The organism is Rhizobium sp. K33, assembly GCF_056501445.1.
On record NZ_CP096478.1, the window covers coordinates 3204594 to 3223081 of the forward strand.

Sequence of the window (18488 nt, forward strand, 5' to 3'; positions counted from 1 at the left end):
CCAGCACATGATCACGATAGAGCATTGCCCAGGTCTAGCATTCAATTAGACCGGCAAAACGGCTCGCGGGGGCGCGCATCTTACTTAGAGCAGCACTCCCTGTGTCGAGAAGAAGCTTATACAAACAGCCCGCTTCTCGGCCCAATCCGTGGAGCCGGCAGATTGGTCTGCCGGCGTCCTCGTTTCGTCTGATGCCACTCTGTCACATTTGATGTCCTGGCATGATCCCGGAGTAGGCCAATGCCATCCAGACAGCCATCGCGATCATCATCAAGTTCTCGGTCAGAGAGATGAAACCGAGCGGCACGTTGCTCGATCCACCGACGCAGGCGCATTTCAGCTCACGCTTGTCGATGTAAACGGCCTTGAAGACCGAGGCTGCGCCAATGCCACCAATGAACAGAGCCACGGGAACGGACAGCCAGTTCGCAACGCCTGCCACCATCAGAACGCCTGCAAGTCCTTCCGCGTAGGGGTAGATGTAGCTGTATGGCACCCACCGCTTCGCGAGAAGATCATAGTTCAGGAACATCGTCGCGAAGGTTTCGACATTTTGAAGCTTGAGCATGGCCAGAACGACCATCGAGAAGGCGATGAACCACTCCAAGGCCCGGATGGTGAACGGCGTGCCGAGGACGGCGTAGCTGACACCGATTGCCATCAGTGCAGTCATCGCAAACAGCACGATGACGGGGCGATAGGTGGTTGCCTTCGGATCGGCCACAGGCTTTCCAAAGTAGCGCCGCAGATCGTCATAGCCGCCGACACGGGCACCGTCGATGAACACCTGCGGAGTCGTCTTCACGCCGTGCTCTTCCTTGAACGCATCCGTTTGCGCGCGGGTTGTCAGGTGACGATCATCCACCTCATATCCCAAACGCTTCAGCAGATCCTTGGCTTTAAGGCCGTACGGGCAGATATGCTCCGCAGTTACCATCCGGTAGAGAGCGGCCTTCTTCGCTGTGTTCATTGGGCTGGTGCTGTCCAACATTTCACGTCTCCTTTGGCTTGTGAAACAGTTGGCAAGACCATACGTTCCGTACCATGGTACGGAGTCAAGCCCATGGACATGACAATCGGAAAATTCGCGTCAGCCGGTGGCGTCGGCGTGGAGACCGTCAGGTTCTACCAGCGCAAGGGTCTCCTCAAGACTCCCAAGCGTCTTGAGGGTGCCAGGCGTTACGGCTCTGAGGATCTGAGGCGGCTGCAGTTTATCCGTCAGGCCCAGACCGCTGGATTTACGCTGGAGGAGATAGGGGAATTGCTCGAACTCGACGCCGGGGACGAAAGGGAGCGGGCACGCGAGGTGGCCAAGGCGCGGCTGATCGCGCTGGAGGCGCGGATCGCCGAACTCAATCGGACCCGCGACGCGCTGGAGCGCCTGGTTTCGGAATGCTCATCCGGCAAAAGCGACCCCTGCCCTATTCTCAAGTCCTTTGGACTGTAGACTGCAAAAGCAGCAGTTCCTGTCAGCCCGGCTTGAATGACAGATAGACATACATGTCACCGCCATCGCGCGGGATAGCCATGACGTCGTATGGTTCCGGCGAACCACCCATGCCGAGCGACCCCAATGGCATTCCTGGGACTGCGAGCCCCGCCAGGGGAGGCCGTTCATCGAGCAGCCTTCTCACGGCGTCGATCGGAACATGGCCCTCGATGAAATAGCCGTCGACCTCTGCAGTGTGGCAGGCTTGAACGGACGGCGGCACCTTGAGGCGTTGCTTGACCTGATCCATGTCCAGTTCCTCGACAGTACGAACCGAGAAACCCACCTTGCTGAAAGCATCGCCCCATGACGAGCAGCAGCCACAGTTGGGATCCTTATGCAGGATGACCGATGGCACTGCGGCGAAGCCCGTGGCGGGTGTCAGAGCCACCGTGGCGGCCACAGCCAGAAATTCTCTGCGTCTCATACTCTCTCCTGCGACATTCAGTTAGCCCGTCAAAGAATGAAGGGAGATACCCTGCAGGGCTCCAGACAATTGATGACCTGATCTTGACACGGCGATGGCGTGTCATCTTTGCCAAAAGTCAAGGATCCTACCACTCTCCCTCGCGCGCTTCCAAGATCAGAACTTCCCTTGCGCGGCGGTCCCGGCTGGGGTGATCACCTGGATCTCACCCTTGAATCCAGATTTGAGGATTGATGTCGGTCAACCGAAAACGAAGCTTGCAGCTTCCCATAATGGGAAGGTCAAGTGCTCCGAAGCGCAAGCTTGCGGGAACAAAGAATATAGGGCAGCCCCCTATGTTATGAGCCATACAGTTAAACACAAAGACAAGCTGCTCGCCCGCGTTCGGCGGCTTAGGGGACAAATCGAGGCGGTCGAACGATCGCTGGAGAGCGACGCCTCTTGCGGTGAGGTCTTAAATCTGGTCGCGTCTATTCGGGGTGCTGTCACTGGGTTGACCGGAGAACTGATCGAAGACCACATCCGCGAGCACGTTTCGAACCCGCAGACGGATCCGGATCAGGCTCGAGCACAGGGTGCGACTGAACTCATCGATGCCATCAGGACCTATCTGAAATGACCCCGGACACTCACCTTCAGTCCCCTCATGAGCACGTTTTCCTCGGTGACGACCACGCACGCAACGAGCGCCGTACCTGGCTCGTGATCGTGATCACTGCGACCATGATGGTGATCGAGATCACCGCCGGCTCGGTGTACGGATCGATGGCGCTGGTGGCCGATGGCTGGCACATGTCAACACACGCGGCCGCGATGCTGATTGCAGCCCTTGCCTACATGTTCGCGCGCAAGAATGCGCGTAACGCTAGGTTCACCTTCGGCACAGGCAAACTTGGCGACCTTGCGGCATTCGGCAGTGCGGTGGTCCTGGCATTGATTGCACTGCTTATCGGCTGGGAGAGTTTGACGCGCCTCTACAGTCCTGTGGCGATCGATTTCCCGCAGGCGATTACGGTGGCGGTGGTCGGCCTTGGCGTAAATCTGCTCTGCGCCTGGCTTCTGCGCGACGATCACACGCATCACCACCACGGACATGACCATCATCATACCCACGACCATAGCGACGGCAGCCGTGGGCACCATCATGCCGCTGCCACAGACAACAATCTCCGTGCTGCCTATCTTCACGTGTTAGCAGATGCCCTGACCTCGGTTCTCGCGATCGCGGCACTGATTTTTGGAAGCCTCTACGGCTGGAATTGGATGGACCCTGCTATGGGCATCGTTGGCGGTCTGGTCATTGCGCGCTGGTCCTGGGGTTTGATGCGGGATACGGGCGCTGTCCTGCTTGACTATCTTCCGCCGCATGAGGACCTATCGCAGCAAATTCGGGACATCATCGAGGCCGAAGGGGATGAGATAGTCGATCTTCATGTATGGCGGCTCGGCCCAGGACATCATGGAGTTATCGTCGCACTCCGTTCACCTGCGCCGCTACCGGTTGCGGCCTACAAAGCCAAGCTATCCGTTATTAGACAACTTGCCCACGTCACCATTGAGGTTCAATCAGTCAGTTGAGAGCCGCTAACGGTCATCTGCTAGTGCAAATGTAACGGCGTCATTTGCTCCCCGACTTCCCATTGCCCTTTCCGCCTCCCTTGCCGTTCGAATTTCCCCCACCACTGCTGCCGGAGTTCCCACCGCTACTGGCGCCGGAGTGACCGTTACCATTGCTACCGGAATTGCCATTGCTGCCAGAGTGTCCGCTGGACTGTTTGCTCGACTTGCCTCTGTCAGATTTCGTGCCCGTTCCCTTTGAGGGATGAGCGCCGCGCTCACTTTTGGCCCCCCTTCCAGCGTTGGCGGCCTTGACGCTCTTGCTTATGGTGGCATCGATCGCCTGTGCCGCCCTCGCCCCCTTTGCCGTCGCATCGACGGGAGCATCGCGAAGCGCCAAGCCGGCTTTGAACGATTGAAGAGAGAACAAGGCGCGCGTTACCGCAGGCTGCTGTGTACGGCCGTCCACGGACATTCCTGCTTCAGTGACTGCAGCCTTCTGCCCAGCCGTCAGATTGCTTCGCTCGCGGCTCTTAAAGCCGGTAACCTCCACGACGCCTCGGTCAACCGATACTGCTGCGTTGGCGGACCCGACATCGACAGTGAACTGCGTACCTTTAACGACGGCAGCAAGGAAAGGTGTCTGGACCGTCGTGTGTGGCTTCTGGCGTTTTTCTATCTCCAGCACAATTTGTCCAACATGCTGGTTGACCTCCGTCTTGCGGCTTTTACCGGACCCGCGAGTCACAACGGAAGCCAGGGTGTTGGGATGAAACGCAATGCTTTCGGTCCCGCGCACGAGCTGCAAGCGTCCGCGCGATCCTGTGGAAATCCAGGCTCTGTTTGGAACGACCATCCCCTTGCGGAGGGGTGACCAGGTCTTGTTGTCGAGCGTGTAGCTTACCTGATCGGTCGCTCTGGCGGCGACCCAGGCTTCATCTGCCGCCGCAGGAGCGGCAGAAAAGCAGGCGATAAACAAGCAGAACAAAGCTGGTAGGATCGTGCGCATGTAAGGACTCCTTCAACGGCAGTCTTGCGCATGCCGACCTAAAACTTCCCTCAGGCAATTGCTAAGATTTGTTGCATCCGCCGTTTCTGCATCCAGAAGGGCAATGTAGACCGCGAGTAGTAGTACCCGTACGCCACGAGGTAGCACGACCTAAACCGTCATTCATTCTTGAGGGGCTCAGGATGCTGCTTACTGCGAGCAGGTCGCAAATGCTTGTCGGTTCTAGGCTTACGATCTTGACCTGTGTGGATCTCGGTATGCCCGACAGACATCGCGGAGCTGAATTTCTAGGCTCAGATGTCTGCCGACATCCACCTCAAGCCTCCAATCAGGAAACGGATAGCGCCCGAAAGGCGTGTTGTCGATTGCTCAACGGTCGAGTACGGTCAAAGCAAACGCATAGCGCCTTCAGCCTGCGTACGGCATGGAGAGCGCGATAAGCGGGACGGACAAAGCGGCAATAGAAGCGATGGCAGACACCGCCATCTTGATCCGACGAATTCTGCGCGTGCGCGTTCCGGTCCAGTCATAGGCCATAGCTACATCCCTTGGCTGGCCGTCATGGCCGCCTCTGCAGCAAAGCTGAGACAATAAGCTTGTGTGAAGCTTTTCATTTGACCTGACTTATGTGGAGCCAGGAGAATAATGGTGCAGCGCTGAGTTGGCGAGATCGTACCGATCGCCGGTCGGCGTGGGTTTGATTGATAGGCAGCCGTGTGCTCGCTCGTAGCTGTCGCCTTGAAGGGACATGAACCATCGACCTGCGAGTCAGTCCGTTAACCGATTGAAAATCCATTCGTTTCATGCAAGCGGGGCGTGGGCTGTAGCGTAACGTTAGATTATGGAACACATAAGACCATCACCCTGCGGCCTCCAGCCGAGCCCCTGGGAACGCTTCGACAAGGAGTTCCATCCGGTCAACGTCCTCCAGAAGGCATGCTGTCGTCGAGAGCGCGTCCGCAACCGCCGCCGTGGGCGCTGAGATCGACACAGTGCGCCACATCGCCGGTGCTGGTGTTCCGCTCGCGGGATCAAGAATGTGCCCGTGCCTCCCTGCAGCGTCGAATGTCGTTCCAAGTGGCGACGATGTAGCGAGAGCACGTTGCCGCAAATCGACAGACCCGCCAGCTTCCAGCCGAACAGACCAGTCTGCCCCGCGGGGATTGCCGCCGAGAGCGCGGAATTCTCCTGTGTCGATAAGTATGTCTGACAGGCCTTCTGCCTCCAGCAATTCCGCCACCCGATCCGCAACATAGCCTTGGCCAATACCGTTTAACGTGAGTGCCATGCCCGGCCGAAGATCGACTCGCGCCGAATCCAGCTCGACCTTGTCCCACCCGACCAACGCTTTCGCCGCAGCGATCGCTCGCGCATCCGGATGCCCGCCGCGCGCGGCGGCTTCGGCCCAGACCGCCCACAAAGGTTGAACGGTCGGATCAAACCTCCCCCCGCTGGCGTGGTTCACCGCGCCAGCGATCGACAAGCATTCAAGCAGTTCGAACGGTGGCTCAGTCAGGAAGCCCTGCCGGTTGAGCCGCGCCAGCGCACTATCCGTGCGATAGAGGCTCAGAATGCCCTCCAGCCGATTAATTTCAGTCAATACGCGGGCGACAACAGCCTCAGCGTCAGGATAGTCGATCCGAATAGAAGCTCGCGCTCCAAGTGCCTGCCCGGTCCATAATTTCAAACCTTGGGGCGCGGCTCGTGTCACCGCAGGCAAAAGGGCACAGGCAGCGGAAATGGTGATCAGGCGGCGGCGTGTTAGTGGCATGGCTCAGCCTCCCGCACTTTTTGGCATGGCGCGCAGGCGATTCTCGAACTCGGCATCCTCACCGTGCAGGTGAGGGTCGGCACCGTCTTCCACCGGCGTCAACACCATGTCGTCAGTGATCTCTGCGAAGGATAAGACACGGCCGCCTTCTCCGCGTGCGAACTCCTCGGCTTTTTGGCGACTCGAAAAGGGGATAGTTTCCGGCGCACCCATGCCACCTTCGCGGCGCGATCCCACGACGAATACCGCTTTGTCTATAGCGACCCAATTGCCATCGCCTGGCTTATCCCAAGTAGCCCCCGCCGCCCCCATATCGTTCACATAAACGATGAGAATTGGAGCCATCTGCTCAGGTCTCCGCATGTAGGCGATGGCATCACGCACTTGGCTGAAGAACAACGGGGCCGCCATGCCCTCGAGAAATACCTGACCCTTAGGTCCCGGATGCTCAAGCAGGTTCATCTGGCAATAGTGGCCGAGCGTTTCGGCAGTCATGTCCTGAGGTGTCAAGTCTTGAGCGGTCTTTTCCTGGCAGGCAGCGAGCAGTGCCAGAAGACCGACGATCAGGAAGGAGCGGAGCGGATTTCGCATATGCCGTCTCATGGGGTTACCTTTCGAAATGCGGCGAGTGCTAGGGTGATGGCCAGCAACGGCGAGAGGAACAGCGAGGCAGCCGATTGCCACAGCGGAATTGCTCCCGCTGCCCCGCCAATGCCGCCGGCGGCTGCAACAGCCTGACCGGCTGACAGATTGAAAACGCGAAACGCATCGGCGGGGTTGGCGAGCAGAGCGATGGGTAAGGCTTGCGTGGTGAAGGCGCCACCTTGATCAGTGACGATCAATGCCAGAAGCGCAAGGTCGTAAAGCACCACGGCGACGAGCCAGAGCGCGATCGCAAGTCCCGCAGCACCAGAGGGGCGCCGCGCCAGTGCCGAAAGTGCATATCCGGCGCCAAGAAAGGTGGCGCCCAGCAGAACGGAGGACCAGATCAGCCGCACCAGGGCAGTAATGCCCATAATCGCGCTTGGATCAGACCACACCGCCACCACGAGTGCCGCGCCATAGCCGAGGGTTACCGCGAGTGCAAGGATCGCAATATGTGCCAGTAGCTTGCCCACCAGGATCTGCAGGCGTGACACTGGATAGGTGAGAAGCAGAGTCAGCGTGCCACGCTCCACCTCCCCCGCTATGGCGTCGAAACTCATCAAAAGCGCAAGAAGCGGCACGAGATAGACGGCCAGTGACGTCAGCGAGGCAACCGTGACTGACAACCTATCCACGCCGACATCGCCCGTAGGCGCGGATCCGGCAGCCGCCAACACGAGCGCAAACAGCACCATCATGCCGGTGGCAATTAGCACCCAGCGATTGCGGAAGGCGATGCGGAACTCGCTGATGGCGGTGGCAAGGATTTGGCTCATTGGCCGTCCCTCCTACTGAAATAGCTGTAGATGTCCTCGAGGCTCGGCGGGAGCACATCAAGGTCTGCGACTTGCGGTCCCCATGCTGTGATCCGAGCGAGGAACGGCAACTTCTCTCCTTGTGCACAGGGTATGCGCAGCAGCCCATCGGCGCCGACGGATGCCTCCGGAAAGGCGGCCACAAGCGCTTCCAAGTGGCCCTCTGCTGGGCGGACAAGGAGCATGGTCGGCAGGGCAGCGCGGGCGCGAAGATCGGCAAGCGAGCCCTCCGCCACCAATTGCCCGCCAGATAGTATCAGGATGCTGTCGGTGCGTGCCTCGACCTCGGTCAGCGCGTGCGAAGACAACAGGATCGCCGTTCCGTCGGACGAAAGACCATCCAGCAGGTCGTAGAAGTCGCGCCGCGACACCGGATCGAGACCAGAGGTGGGCTCATCGAGCACAAGAAGGCGGGGACGACCGATCAGGGTCTGGGCGAGGCCGACACGCTGACGCATGCCCTTCGAATAGGTGCCGATCCGCCTGCGCGCCGCCTGGGCAAGCCCCACACGCGCCAGAAGCTCAGGTGCAGTACGGGGGTCACCCCCACGCAGCGCCAGATAGTGACGGATCTGTTCCTCGCCAGTAAGCGCGGGATGAAAGGCAACGTTTTCCGGCAAATAAGCCACCTGCCTGCGCGCAGCGGCCGATCCTGGCGTTTCGCCACACACTGATACTTTCCCGCTGTCGAATGGGATCAGGCCCAGAATGATCTTCATCATTGTAGACTTGCCGGCGCCATTGTGTCCCAGCAGCGCGGCACGCCTTCCGGGCTGCAGGGTCAGCGAGACCTGCTTCAGCGCCTCAACGGACTGGAAGCGCTTAGTGAGCTGAGAAATTGTCAGGGTCGGTGTCATCAAAATTTCCTGTCGCCCATCGGCCGGCGGCCTGAGCTTCGTAGCGGAGAATGTCTTCCGGCACCGGGAGCGTCAGCGGGCGCATCAAGGGAGCGCTGTCTCGAACCCCTCCGGGCAGTGTCGCGGGGAAGTCCCGCTGGCTCCAGCGGACCAGTTGTATGGCCGGCGATCCGATCAGAAGGCTCGCCGCAGGCTGCGACCATAGAACCTGGTCCATCACGTCGTTCGGGCGGTAGAAACCGTCGGCGATGCCGTCGCCATTTAGATCGAAAGCGGGATGATCTGACCAGAAATTTCCCCGGCCCTCATGGCTCCATTCCATGTTGCGGGTCCCGACATATTTGACCTGTTCACGATTGGCGATGAAGGCATTGCCGCTCAGTACGTTCTTCTCCGAACCGGCGGTGAAGTGAATGCCGATGCCGCAGCCCTCGAAGCGGTTGTTCCAGATCAGGTTCTTGTGGGCATTGTAGATAAACAAGCACTTTTTCGTGCCCCCACGCACCAGATTGCCGGTGACGTCGGCATTGTTGGCATAGTTCAGCATCAGCCCGTGCTCGCGGTCGCCGAGGCTCAAGTTGTTCAGGATTTTCGCCTGGTTCGAGAACATGATGGCAAAGCCGAGATGGTTCCCGATAGAGGTGTTTCCGGAAACCTCGGTATTGCGGGTGTACATAAAATGCACGGCAAAACGCAGGTCGCGCATAACATTGCCGCGATAGATGCTGTTGGAGCTGGCATTGGAGAAGATGCCGTCGCGACCAAAACGGATGACATTGTTCTCTAGCAGCGTGCCCGGGCTGTTCCACACATAGATGCCATTGCCGCGCTCGTTCATGCGCGGACTGTCGGTGCCGGTGATTTCGTTGCCAGTCACCACCGCGTCGCGGCCCCCATGCACGTCGATACCATGCATGTTTCCCGTGACGCTCAGCTTTTCGATACGAGTGCGATCGGCCCCTTTTTCGATTTTGACGCCGGCGTCCAGGTTCTGGTTGATCCGGCCCGAGCCAGTCACGGTGAACCCGCTCAGGCGAACATCGGGCGCGGTAATCGTCATCACGCTGCCTGAGCCCTGGCCATCAACGACTGCGCGACGCGGGCCGATGATGGCCAGGGGCCGGTCAATGGTGACGGGGCCGAGATAGGCCCCGTCGGTCAGTTTCAAGACATCGCCAGGTGCTGCTGCGGCGATGGCGGCTGCGAGAGTGCCCGTGCCCGGCGCGACTATGCGCTCCCCAGCCGCAAGCGGCGAGGAGAGAACAAGAGCGATGAGGACAACGGGCAGCCGCATGGTTCAGGCGCCCTTCGGCTCAACGAACATGCGTCCGCGCATTTCCATGTGCAGAGCATGGCAGAACCACTGGCAGTAGTACCAGTAGACGCCCGGATTGGCGGCGACGAAGGTGACGGAACTCGTCTGTTGCGGGCCGATCTCCATGGCCACGCCGTGGTTACCCATGGTGAAGCCGTGTGTCAGATCGTCGATGTCGTCGAGATTGGTGACGATCACCGTCACTTCATCGCCTTCCTTGACCGTGAAGCTCTCCTGGCTGAAGGCCGGTGCGACCGAGGTCATGTAGACACGCACCTTGTTGCCATCGCGGATCACCGCATCGGTCCACTCGTCGATGTTGACGCCATCGGCCTCGGCCTGCTTCCGGGTTTCGGCCCACATCGGATCCTTGCGGTCCCAAGTCGAGCGGATGTTGGGCAGGATTGACGGTGCGACCGCGATCGCGTCGTGCGGCTCGGCGAAGTTCGGACCGTCATGCACCAGCTTCATCTTGTCGCCGGAGATATCGATCAACTGGTCGTTTTCCGGCTTCAGCGGGCCCACATTCAGGAAGCGGTCCTTGGAGAACTTGCAAAGGCAAACCAGCCAGTCGCTCGTAGCGTCGAGGGTTTCACCCATAACCGTCTTGAGATGGCCCGGCTGATACTGAACGTCGATCTTGTCCTTGATCGGATTGACCTTCTCGCCGGCATAGGCCTTGATCGCGTCTTCGATGTTCCACTTCGCCACCTGGCTGTCGAGGAAGAGGGACGTATAGGCGTTGCCGCGACCGTCAAACGCCGTGTGCAGAGGCCCAAGACCAAGTTCCGGTTCGGCGACGACCGCGCTGCGCGGCTCGGCGTTGTCGTAAAACAGCGCGTCGAACTTGGTCACGTCCAGCACGGTGACGGTCGGTGAAAGCTTGCCGCCGATGCAAAGGTGCTTCTTATCCGGTGCCATATTGCAGCCATGCGGATTGTTGGCGATCGGGATATAGCGGGTAAAGAGCGATTTGGCTTCCTTGCGGCCGTCGAGGACCTTGACGCCGTTCACCTCCTCATACTGCCCCGCGGCAATGGCCTTTTCGATCTCGGCAATATTGAAGACAACGACGTGGTCCATCTCGGACTTGGTCATTTCCTCAAGGGTCATCCCCATTTCGGAGTTGTAGCTGGTCGAGAAGGCCCACTTTCCTTCGTAGTCTGCGTCACAATTGTCGAGGTTGCCGGAGACCTTGACCTGCCAAGCGACGTCCCACTTTTCGGCGTCAACAGCCGTAAAGATGTTCACATAGGTCGAGACGTCCGTCATCGTCGAGCCGTCGTTGTTGAGCGGCGCTTCGTCTTCGCCATTGCAGAAGACATAATTGGTCTTCGGCCATTTCTGCGGGCGCATGCCATGGATGCCCTTGGCATTCGGGATCTCCAGAATGGCGTCGGTCTTCATCACATCGCAGCGGACGCGGGCAACTCGGGTGTTGGCCTTGTCGTTCATGAACAGGTAGCGGCCGTCATACTTGCCCTCGGTGAAGGACATGTGGACATGGTGCAAGTCGCCATTGTCATGGATCTTCTTTCCATTTGCGGCGAGCTGCTTCTTTGTCTTCTCGGACATGGTCCGCTGATGGACCCGGATCGACTCATTGGTCTGGCCCCAGCCGGTGGCTGAGCAGCGGTTGAACACCGGAACGCGCATCAGCTCGCGCATCGAGGGGATGCCGAGAATCCGCATCTCACCGGTCTGGCCCGAGGACCAGAAACCGTAATAATCATCAAGCTTGCCTGGTGCTACGGAGCCGTCGCCTTCGGCGGCAGCGAGCGCCGGCGTCGCTATGACGGCGGCGCCGAGGCCAAGCGCGCCGGCCCCCATGCTTCCGGCCAGTACTGCGGTACCGGCTGTGGCGCTAAACAGCTCTCGCCGGCTCAGGCCCTTCTTTTCTTTCGTTTCCATCGTCGATGTCCTTCTTCGGTTAGACTTTGGCTGCGGATTGGCGGATCGGCGCTCCGCCCGGGCTTGCCGCAAGCTTGGCCCGCGACTTCATCTTCTTGATCACGACCGGACAGACGGTTTCGGACTGGTAGAGCACCTGACAGTGCAGGCAGTTGATGCACTCGTTCGGATTGATCTCGCCGGTCTTGTGGATGGCCTGCACCGGGCATTGGTTCGAGCAGGTCTGGCAGGGGTTTCCGCACTCGTGATAGCGCTTCAGCCAGTCGAACATGCGTATGCGGGCCGGGATCGCGAGTGCCGCACCAAGCGGGCAGAGATAGCGGCAATAGAAGCGCTCGACGAACAGCCCGGCGACAAGAAGGGCGACGGCATAGGCGACGAACGGCCAGGCGCGAATGAACTTGAGGATGATGGCCGTCTTGAACGGCTCGATCTCGGCCAGATGCTCGGCCTGCTCGACGCTCATCAGGGAGACCCCGAATAGGCCGAGGAAGATCATGTACTTGAGCGGCCAGAGGCGCTCATGCAGCCCCCAGGGCAGGGTCCACTGCGGGATATGCAACTTGCGGGCGATCTGGTTGGTCAGTTCCTGCAGCGCCCCGAATGGGCAGAGCCAGCCGCAATAGGCGCCCCGCCCCCAGAACAACAGCGCCGCAGCCACCGAGAACCAGAGGATGAAGGTCAGCGGGTCGAGCAGGAAGGCCTGCCAGCTGAAGCCGGTGACCAGGCTGCCGAACAGAGCCATTAGGTTGACCACGGAGAGCTGGGCATTGGCATACCAGCCGAGGAAAACCAAGGTCACTGTGAGGAAGACGATGCGGAAGATGTAGAAGTTCCGGGCGTTTCGGACCACATAGGTCTGGAAGAAGAATGCCGCCGTCAGCACGAACAGCATGGTGCCAAGAACCGCGATCTCCAGCGTCTTTTCCCGCCAGATGCGCTTCCAGAGATCCGCCTGGGCGGAACCCTCGTCGCGATCGGCGACGGCGGCGACCTCGACGGGAGGAGCGGCAACGGGCTTCAGGTATTTCTGCGGCAGTTGGTAGCCGAGGTCGAAGGTATGGAACACCTTCTCGATCGGCCCGACCTCGCGATGCGCCAGAAGCTGGATGCGGAACGGCTTGGCCGGATCGAAGCCGACATTGGCGGGTATGCGAAAAAGGTCCATCTCGGTGAAATCGGGCGCGCCGGAGAGCACGATGTCCCCAAGTCGGCGATGATCGCGGTCGCGGAAACGTACCGACACGTCGTCCTGGATCAGCACGATGCGGTCGAAAATGCCGCCGCGCACATAGCCGGAACCCTTGAACGAATAGAGCCCCCTGCCGACGATGGCGATGGCGCTTTCGCCCTCCTTCAGCCAAGCCGTCAGATTGGCCTCCTCCGCCGGCCCCAGCAGGGCCTTGCCAATGGCCGGCACCGAGACCAGCGCCGCATGCATGTCGATGAAGGTCGTTTCCGGCGGCTCGGTCAGCGCACGCTCGCGGGCACGCGCATCGGCATGTTCGGCAAAGGCCGCATTGACTTGAGCGACATCGAGCGACAGTCGCCGGATTGTACCGTCCCCTTCTGCTTCCATCCATTCGGCCGGCGCGGCGGCCTCCGCATCTAGCGTTAAACGCGTGCCCGCCTGTTCGCTTTCGGGGGTCAGTCCGCCAAGCCCAAGCGCCCGCGCCACCTTTAAGCCGGAGCGGACAATTGAGTCGTCGATAACCATGACGGTGACAGTGGCTCCGGAGATGATATCCACCTCATGTGCGGTGCCACCGGATTTCGCTTCAGCAACAAGGTCAAGCCCGGTATAGCCTGAGACCAGTGCCGTGACCTTGGCTTCCGGGATCCCGATCAGGACAATCGGTTCGGAATGCTTGAGCAGTTGAACACCAATAATCTTGGCGTCGAGGCCCACCGCCACCAGAGCATGGATCGGCTTGCCCGAATAGCCCGTGGTGCCGACAAAATCCGAGGTGACGAAGACCCAGGCTGCCGTCTCGCCACCCTTAAGCACAGGGGCGACGGCCAGATCCGGGCGCATGGGGCCGAAACCGTCCGCGCCCGGGACCAGTTCGGACGCGTTTGTGGCAGGCAAATACTGCTGCAGCACCGGTGCAGCGCTGGCCGAGACCGCGAAGCACAAGGAGGCACAGAACAGAAGAACCAGACGGAAGAGTTTCATCCCAACATTCCCGCAAATCGTGCAGGAGCATTGGCGGCTTCTGGAAGAAGGATCGTTGCGCTAGATCAACCAGATGGACGTTTCCTGAAGGATGCTGCTGTCTCAGCCGCTAAGGTCACAGAGGGATTACGGAACCACACAGCCCGTTGACATTTTGATTTCTATCAAGTTCACGGTAACGCTGGTTGCCGATCATCGGCAACGAATCGCGTGGGGCGATCCTTCACCCGTATGCGGGTCCAAAAGCGCGGTCAGACATTTTGAGTTCATTCATCGATATGGCAATTCCAAGATCGAACACCAGCCACCAAGTCACCGCCGCCGGCGCCTATGCAGTCCCGGTTGCCGGAACAGCGGTCATCTTCGGGGTTTTACTGTTGATGATCGACAACGTCGCTCTTCCAACAGCGTGTCTCTTTCTTCTCATTCCAGTTCTCGCCACAGCTCTCATCGGCGGTGCGGGGCCAGCATTGGTCGCCGCCCTTGTCGGCTTCATGTTTTTTATACTCCGCAGTTACGACAGACTGCCGGAAGGGCTCTCCCCCGCGACGGGCGCGGCCGCCCTGGCGGTCCTCCTCGTCATCCTCCTTGCAAGGTCGCGGGACCGTTTGCACCAAGAGCTTGAAGAGCAAAGAGAGGCTCTTGAGGATCGAGAAGCGCGGTTGACGTCGATCCTCGACACCGTTCTCGATGCGACCATTGTCAGCGACGAGAACGGGGTCATCATTTCGTTCAATTCTGCGGCCGTACGCCAGTTCGGTTATTCAGAGGCTGAGGCCATCGGTCAAAACCTGAAGCTGCTTATGCCTCAACCCTACCGTAAAGAACACGACGGCTACATGCAGCGTTACATGCAGACCGGGGAGAAGCGGATCATCGGGGTTGACCGAGTGGTCGTCGGACAGCGGAAGGACGGCTCAACCTTCCCCATGAAACTTGCAGTCGGAGAAATCAGACGCGGTGACAGACGTTTCTTCACCGGCTTTGTGCGGGATTTGACGGAGCGTGAGGAATCGGCCGCCCGGCTTCAGGAGGTTCAAGCTGAACTCGCACGACTGGCACGCCTGAACGAAATGGGCGAGATGGCATCGACACTTGCTCACGAGCTCAATCAGCCGCTTTCTGCAATAGCAAATTATGTTCATGGCTGCGCCCGTCTGATGCAGGACGCAACAAGCGAGCGGGATCTCCAGATCAAGGACGCGCTGAAGGATGCCGGTGAGCAAAGCGTTCGCGCCGGCCAGATCATCCGCCACCTTCGCGAATTCGTCACGAAAGGCGAAACGCATAAAACATCCGAGAGCCTCAGACAGCTTGTCGAAGAGGCCGGGGCTCTTGCCCTCGTGGGGTCGCGAGAAAAAGGCGTTCGGACGATCTTCAACTTCGCTCCCGGCGACGACCGCGTGCTTGTTGACCGGATCCAGATCCAGCAGGTCCTGACGAACCTGATGCGCAACGCCATCGAAGCGATGAAGGAGACAGCCGCAAAGGAGATCCGGGTGACCGTGGCATACACGTCAGGACAAACCTTGTCCGTTACCGTCGAAGATTCTGGACCAGGTATTTCGCCAGAGATCGCCGGGAATGTTTTCAAGCCGTTCACTACGACGAAAGCCGGGGGCATGGGGATCGGACTGTCCATCTCGCGCCGGATCGTGGAAGCGCATGGCGGGGAAATGACGGTGTCGAGAAGTGAGTTGGGCGGAGCGTGCTTCAGTTTCACCCTGCCCCAAGACGACGAGGATTAAGATGCACACTGATGACTTCACCGTACACATCGTCGACGATGAGGATGCCGTTCGAAAGTCGCTGTGCTTCATGCTGACGGTGAACGGTTTTGCCGTGCGGCTGCATCCCTCGGCAACTCAGTTCACCGAAGTGGCACCAGGTCTGCGCGACGCCGTCCTAATAACCGACATGCGAATGCCGGATATGAGCGGCCTTGATCTGATCCAAAAACTGTCTTCCATTGCCCCCTCCATTCCGTCGATCGTCATTACCGGGCATGGCGACATTCCCATGGCCGTGGAAGCGATGAAGGCTGGAGCCTGCGACTTCATCGAGAAACCGTTCGAAGATGCGACCATTATCGAAGCCATACGACGAACCGCTCAACGTCTGGGCGATGCTGCAGCCGGGACAGTCAGCGCAGATGACATCCGAAGTCGATTGGCGAGCCTGAGCGACCGGGAGCGGCAGATCCTCACAGCCGTTGTCGCCGGCCAGCCCAACAAGGCGATCGCTTTCAATCTTGATATCAGTCCGCGCACCGTGGAGGTCCATCGGGCCAATGTCATGACCAAAATGAAGGCCCGGAGCCTTCCTGACCTCGTGCGCATGTCATTGCTGGTCGGCGTTTAGGATATCGGCACAATCGGCCTTCCTGTTGATCTAGGACAAGGCCTTTAAGATCAGAAAGTGGCAAGCGGGGTGAGAGTTAAGCTTGAACTTCTGGTGTCGTCTTGTCCGATCCTACCACTGTCGTTGCCATCGTCAAAGATCCGGCGCTGCTCCGGTCGATCGGCTTTGCTCTCAACGCGCATGGACAGGTCGTCGAAGAGTTTAGCGACTGGGCCACTGCCGCGGCGGCACTGAAACGCGCGGACTGCGTGATCATTGACGCCTGCTTGCCCCAGGCGACCGTGAAAGACGGATTCAAGCTGACGCAGCACGGCGTCAAACTGGTCATCTTGGCGGAGGACGATACGGATTATGGCGCCGACGCCAGTGTCCATGTGCTGCCAAAACCACTCACGGGATTAGACATTGCCAACGCGGTCGAAGCTCTACGTAAACACACGTAGTGGAACGACCCAATAGCGGCACCACCCCTTGGTGGGCATGATAACCCCATCAAAAGGGGATTTTCCAATGCCAGCCACCGCCGCACTCAAGCACGATGCCTACAGACCGACCTCGGCCCGCAGTGCAGGCGCGCCTCACCTGCGCCCAGTCACCTTCCACGCGCCAGAAACAGTGATTTACGCGCAGGGCGATGATGCCCGATTGCTTTACCGCATTCAGTACGGAGCCGTTCGCGTGTTTCGGCTTCTCGCAGATGGGCGACGGCAGATTGTCGCCTTCTATCTGACGGGCGAGACATTCGGCTTCGAGATCGGCGCCGTCCACGGTTTCTACGCCGAGGCAATGGTGAACACAGGTTTGACAGCGGTGGAACGTTGCTCGGCCGGGACACTGCCTCGCGAACTAGTGGAAATAGCCCTGAAAGCCATGATCCGCGCCCAGGAGCACCTGCTTGTCGTCGGGCGCCAAAGCTCGCTTGAGAAAATCGCGGTGTTCCTGCTCGACCTCGCCAAGCGCCAAGAATGCGAAGCCGTCATTGACCTGCCGATGAGCCGCGCAGACATAGGCGACTACCTCGGCCTCACTATCGAGACAGTATCGCGCACGATCTCGAAGCTGCGTGCAGCGGGGATCATCCGGCTGCATAGCGCCCGCAGCCTTGAGATCGTCAAGCCTGACAGGCTCCGGATGATGAGCGTCTAGTAATAAAGAGGCCGCGGGAGGCTGTCGAACGCCATCTGCAGGTTCGCGTATCGCGCCTCGATACGGAACTGGCGACGGGGTCGTCGGTTTGGTGGCGATGAGTTGTAATTCGTCAGTGATTGGACCGTCCATGTGCGCGACCAACAGCACTCTCTCGAACTTAGCTACTATCGGTGCCTTGTCCGTGCTTTTGTCCATTGTGGGCACGGGATCAACAACTTCTGCGCAGGAGAATGTGCACTCAGCACCGGCATCGGCGCAGCCTCCGCCAAATGACGTCATTCGCGAGAATGCTAAGAGAGCGCAGGGTAAAGAAGCGTTTATACGCGTCATTGCCATCAATGTCGACTTCTTCGAGCTTTTGCCAGGCGTTTCGCAAGGTGAAGCCGATCGCACCTCGCAAACTTACCCCGCAACCGCGCCGGCTCCGACGGTGACCGGCACCGAACAGTCGCCTCATTCTGCGGCCAGCGGAGCAATAAAACTGGGGCCTGATGGTCTTCCGCAGCACTTGGTCGTCCGGTTGTCCTTGACGGAGCTGGACGGCGCCCCGATGCTGGAAGGGCGCTAGGATACGCCTCAAAAACATCGCGTTAATCAACTAAGATTGACACCTTTGTGATCGTTTTGCAGACTGCTATGCGCGGAGGAGGAGCGTCATTGGAAACGAACAATCAGTACAATCCGACGCTGTCGGCGACAGAGGTTCGGTCCGCGCGCCGGGCAGAACTGACCACCTTCGTGATATTGGCTTTCGGAATCTGGCCAATCCTCGCGGTCGCAGCGGTCGGCAGCTTTGGTTTTCTGGTATGGATGTACCAGATTGTTGCTGGCCCACCGGGTCCGCCTGCGTAGGGAGGACGGGATGGTGACCTCGCTCTCACGACGGGCCTTCCTTCGCGGGCGAGTGCGTAAAGAAGAACGCATCTACCCCCCAGGTCTCGTGCGTCCCATTGCAGAGATCTGCGAGCAATGCAGGGCATGTGTTGATCACTGTCCGACATCAATC

19 protein-coding genes are annotated in these 18488 nt (G+C 59.4%); 9 read left to right on the forward strand and 10 right to left on the reverse strand.

What is annotated here, in order from left to right; translation table 11 throughout:
* Positions 1 to 202: 202 nt before the first annotated feature.
* Positions 203 to 991 (reverse strand): MauE/DoxX family redox-associated membrane protein, encoded by a 789-nt coding sequence (locus M1E12_RS15600; RefSeq protein WP_479562458.1) that lies wholly within the window; start codon positions 989 to 991, stop codon positions 203 to 205.
* A gap of 72 nt (positions 992 to 1063) precedes the next feature.
* On the opposite strand from M1E12_RS15600, the gene M1E12_RS15605 reads away from it, so the two are divergent.
* Positions 1064 to 1447 (forward strand): MerR family transcriptional regulator, encoded by a 384-nt coding sequence (locus M1E12_RS15605; RefSeq protein WP_479562459.1) that lies wholly within the window; start codon positions 1064 to 1066, stop codon positions 1445 to 1447.
* A gap of 22 nt (positions 1448 to 1469) precedes the next feature.
* Here M1E12_RS15605 and M1E12_RS15610 read toward each other — a convergent pair whose 3' ends face one another.
* Complete coding sequence (locus M1E12_RS15610) at positions 1470 to 1916, reverse strand: DUF411 domain-containing protein (RefSeq protein WP_479562460.1); 447 nt, start codon at positions 1914 to 1916, stop codon at positions 1470 to 1472.
* 340 nt (positions 1917 to 2256) lie between these two features.
* Between M1E12_RS15610 and M1E12_RS15615 the strand changes: the two genes are divergently transcribed.
* Together M1E12_RS15615 and dmeF are read left to right on the forward strand one after the other, a co-directional pair.
* Positions 2257 to 2535 carry a metal/formaldehyde-sensitive transcriptional repressor gene (locus M1E12_RS15615; RefSeq protein ID WP_479564896.1) on the forward strand — a complete coding sequence of 93 codons (279 nt, stop codon included), beginning with the start codon at positions 2257 to 2259 and terminating at the stop codon, positions 2533 to 2535.
* The gene (gene dmeF / locus M1E12_RS15620; RefSeq protein WP_479562461.1) at positions 2532 to 3494 is read left to right on the forward strand and encodes a CDF family Co(II)/Ni(II) efflux transporter DmeF; all 963 of its coding nucleotides are present in this window, start codon (positions 2532 to 2534) and stop codon (positions 3492 to 3494) included. Before M1E12_RS15615 ends, dmeF begins: the two co-directional genes overlap by 4 nt.
* A 40-nt stretch (positions 3495 to 3534) precedes the next feature.
* Here dmeF and M1E12_RS15625 read toward each other — a convergent pair whose 3' ends face one another.
* The 8 genes from M1E12_RS15625 to M1E12_RS15660 form a co-directional block, all read right to left on the reverse strand.
* Complete coding sequence (locus tag M1E12_RS15625) at positions 3535 to 4482, reverse strand: FecR domain-containing protein (RefSeq protein ID WP_479562462.1); 948 nt, start codon at positions 4480 to 4482, stop codon at positions 3535 to 3537.
* 859 nt (positions 4483 to 5341) lie between these two features.
* The gene (locus tag M1E12_RS15630) at positions 5342 to 6253 is read right to left on the reverse strand and encodes an FAD:protein FMN transferase (protein ID WP_479562463.1); all 912 of its coding nucleotides are present in this window, start codon (positions 6251 to 6253) and stop codon (positions 5342 to 5344) included.
* A gap of 3 nt (positions 6254 to 6256) precedes the next feature.
* Entirely contained in the window at positions 6257 to 6844 is a 588-nt protein-coding gene (locus tag M1E12_RS15635) for a nitrous oxide reductase accessory protein NosL (protein ID WP_479562464.1), read from the reverse strand.
* An 8-nt stretch (positions 6845 to 6852) separates the two neighbouring features.
* Positions 6853 to 7674 (reverse strand): ABC transporter permease, encoded by an 822-nt coding sequence (locus M1E12_RS15640; protein ID WP_252755093.1) that lies wholly within the window; start codon positions 7672 to 7674, stop codon positions 6853 to 6855.
* Positions 7671 to 8570 carry an ABC transporter ATP-binding protein gene (locus M1E12_RS15645; protein WP_479562465.1) on the reverse strand — a complete coding sequence of 300 codons (900 nt, stop codon included), beginning with the start codon at positions 8568 to 8570 and terminating at the stop codon, positions 7671 to 7673. The genes M1E12_RS15640 and M1E12_RS15645 overlap by 4 nt, the downstream gene beginning before the upstream one ends.
* Positions 8536 to 9864: a nitrous oxide reductase family maturation protein NosD gene (locus M1E12_RS15650; protein WP_479562466.1), complete on the reverse strand. Its 1329-nt coding sequence runs from the start codon at positions 9862 to 9864 to the stop codon at positions 8536 to 8538. Before M1E12_RS15650 ends, M1E12_RS15645 begins: the two co-directional genes overlap by 35 nt.
* Before the next feature lie 3 nt (positions 9865 to 9867).
* Complete coding sequence (gene nosZ / locus M1E12_RS15655; protein WP_479562467.1) at positions 9868 to 11796, reverse strand: TAT-dependent nitrous-oxide reductase; 1929 nt, start codon at positions 11794 to 11796, stop codon at positions 9868 to 9870.
* Between the two features lie 19 nt (positions 11797 to 11815).
* Entirely contained in the window at positions 11816 to 13972 is a 2157-nt protein-coding gene (locus tag M1E12_RS15660) for a 4Fe-4S binding protein (RefSeq protein WP_479562468.1), read from the reverse strand.
* A gap of 278 nt (positions 13973 to 14250) precedes the next feature.
* Between M1E12_RS15660 and M1E12_RS15665 the strand changes: the two genes are divergently transcribed.
* The 6 genes from M1E12_RS15665 to napE all read left to right on the forward strand — a co-directional run bounded on the left by M1E12_RS15665 (position 14251) and on the right by napE (position 18334).
* Positions 14251 to 15720, forward strand: coding sequence for a PAS domain S-box protein (locus M1E12_RS15665; protein ID WP_479564897.1), 1470 nt, complete (start codon positions 14251 to 14253; stop codon positions 15718 to 15720).
* Position 15721: 1 nt separating this feature from the next.
* Positions 15722 to 16333, forward strand: a complete 612-nt coding sequence (fixJ, locus tag M1E12_RS15670) for a response regulator FixJ (protein ID WP_479562469.1) — start codon at positions 15722 to 15724, stop codon at positions 16331 to 16333.
* A 101-nt stretch (positions 16334 to 16434) separates the two neighbouring features.
* A complete protein-coding gene (locus tag M1E12_RS15675) occupies positions 16435 to 16776 on the forward strand; it encodes a hypothetical protein (RefSeq protein ID WP_479562470.1) in 342 nt (113 codons plus the stop codon).
* Positions 16777 to 16843: 67 nt separating this feature from the next.
* On the forward strand, positions 16844 to 17479 hold the full coding sequence (locus tag M1E12_RS15680; RefSeq protein WP_479562471.1) for a helix-turn-helix domain-containing protein: 636 nt from the start codon (positions 16844 to 16846) through the stop codon (positions 17477 to 17479).
* A 130-nt stretch (positions 17480 to 17609) separates the two neighbouring features.
* A complete protein-coding gene (locus tag M1E12_RS15685) occupies positions 17610 to 18050 on the forward strand; it encodes a hypothetical protein (RefSeq protein ID WP_479562472.1) in 441 nt (146 codons plus the stop codon).
* Positions 18051 to 18139: 89 nt separating this feature from the next.
* Positions 18140 to 18334 carry a periplasmic nitrate reductase, NapE protein gene (gene napE / locus M1E12_RS15690; protein ID WP_479562473.1) on the forward strand — a complete coding sequence of 65 codons (195 nt, stop codon included), beginning with the start codon at positions 18140 to 18142 and terminating at the stop codon, positions 18332 to 18334.
* The last annotated feature ends 154 nt before the right edge of the window (positions 18335 to 18488 follow it).

Bases quoted from the DNA above. Each gene is read 5' to 3' on its own strand.
- M1E12_RS15630 (WP_479562463.1), bottom strand. From the start codon at position 6,253: ATGCCACTAACACGCCGCCGCCTGATCACCATTTCCGCTGCCTGTGCC.
- M1E12_RS15625 (WP_479562462.1), bottom strand. From the start codon at position 4,482: ATGCGCACGATCCTACCAGCTTTGTTCTGCTTGTTTATCGCCTGCTTT.
- nosZ (WP_479562467.1), bottom strand. From the start codon at position 11,796: ATGGAAACGAAAGAAAAGAAGGGCCTGAGCCGGCGAGAGCTGTTTAGC.
- M1E12_RS15660 (WP_479562468.1), bottom strand. From the start codon at position 13,972: ATGAAACTCTTCCGTCTGGTTCTTCTGTTCTGTGCCTCCTTGTGCTTC.
- M1E12_RS15680 (WP_479562471.1), top strand. From the start codon at position 16,844: ATGCCAGCCACCGCCGCACTCAAGCACGATGCCTACAGACCGACCTCG.
- M1E12_RS15635 (WP_479562464.1), bottom strand. From the start codon at position 6,844: ATGCGAAATCCGCTCCGCTCCTTCCTGATCGTCGGTCTTCTGGCACTG.
- M1E12_RS15605 (WP_479562459.1), top strand. From the start codon at position 1,064: ATGGACATGACAATCGGAAAATTCGCGTCAGCCGGTGGCGTCGGCGTG.
- fixJ (WP_479562469.1), top strand. From the start codon at position 15,722: ATGCACACTGATGACTTCACCGTACACATCGTCGACGATGAGGATGCC.
- M1E12_RS15650 (WP_479562466.1), bottom strand. From the start codon at position 9,864: ATGCGGCTGCCCGTTGTCCTCATCGCTCTTGTTCTCTCCTCGCCGCTT.
- M1E12_RS15685 (WP_479562472.1), top strand. From the start codon at position 17,610: ATGTGCGCGACCAACAGCACTCTCTCGAACTTAGCTACTATCGGTGCC.
- M1E12_RS15665 (WP_479564897.1), top strand. From the start codon at position 14,251: ATGGCAATTCCAAGATCGAACACCAGCCACCAAGTCACCGCCGCCGGC.
- M1E12_RS15615 (WP_479564896.1), top strand. From the start codon at position 2,257: ATGAGCCATACAGTTAAACACAAAGACAAGCTGCTCGCCCGCGTTCGG.
- M1E12_RS15610 (WP_479562460.1), bottom strand. From the start codon at position 1,916: ATGAGACGCAGAGAATTTCTGGCTGTGGCCGCCACGGTGGCTCTGACA.
- M1E12_RS15600 (WP_479562458.1), bottom strand. From the start codon at position 991: ATGTTGGACAGCACCAGCCCAATGAACACAGCGAAGAAGGCCGCTCTC.
- dmeF (WP_479562461.1), top strand. From the start codon at position 2,532: ATGACCCCGGACACTCACCTTCAGTCCCCTCATGAGCACGTTTTCCTC.
- M1E12_RS15645 (WP_479562465.1), bottom strand. From the start codon at position 8,570: ATGACACCGACCCTGACAATTTCTCAGCTCACTAAGCGCTTCCAGTCC.
- M1E12_RS15640 (WP_252755093.1), bottom strand. From the start codon at position 7,674: ATGAGCCAAATCCTTGCCACCGCCATCAGCGAGTTCCGCATCGCCTTC.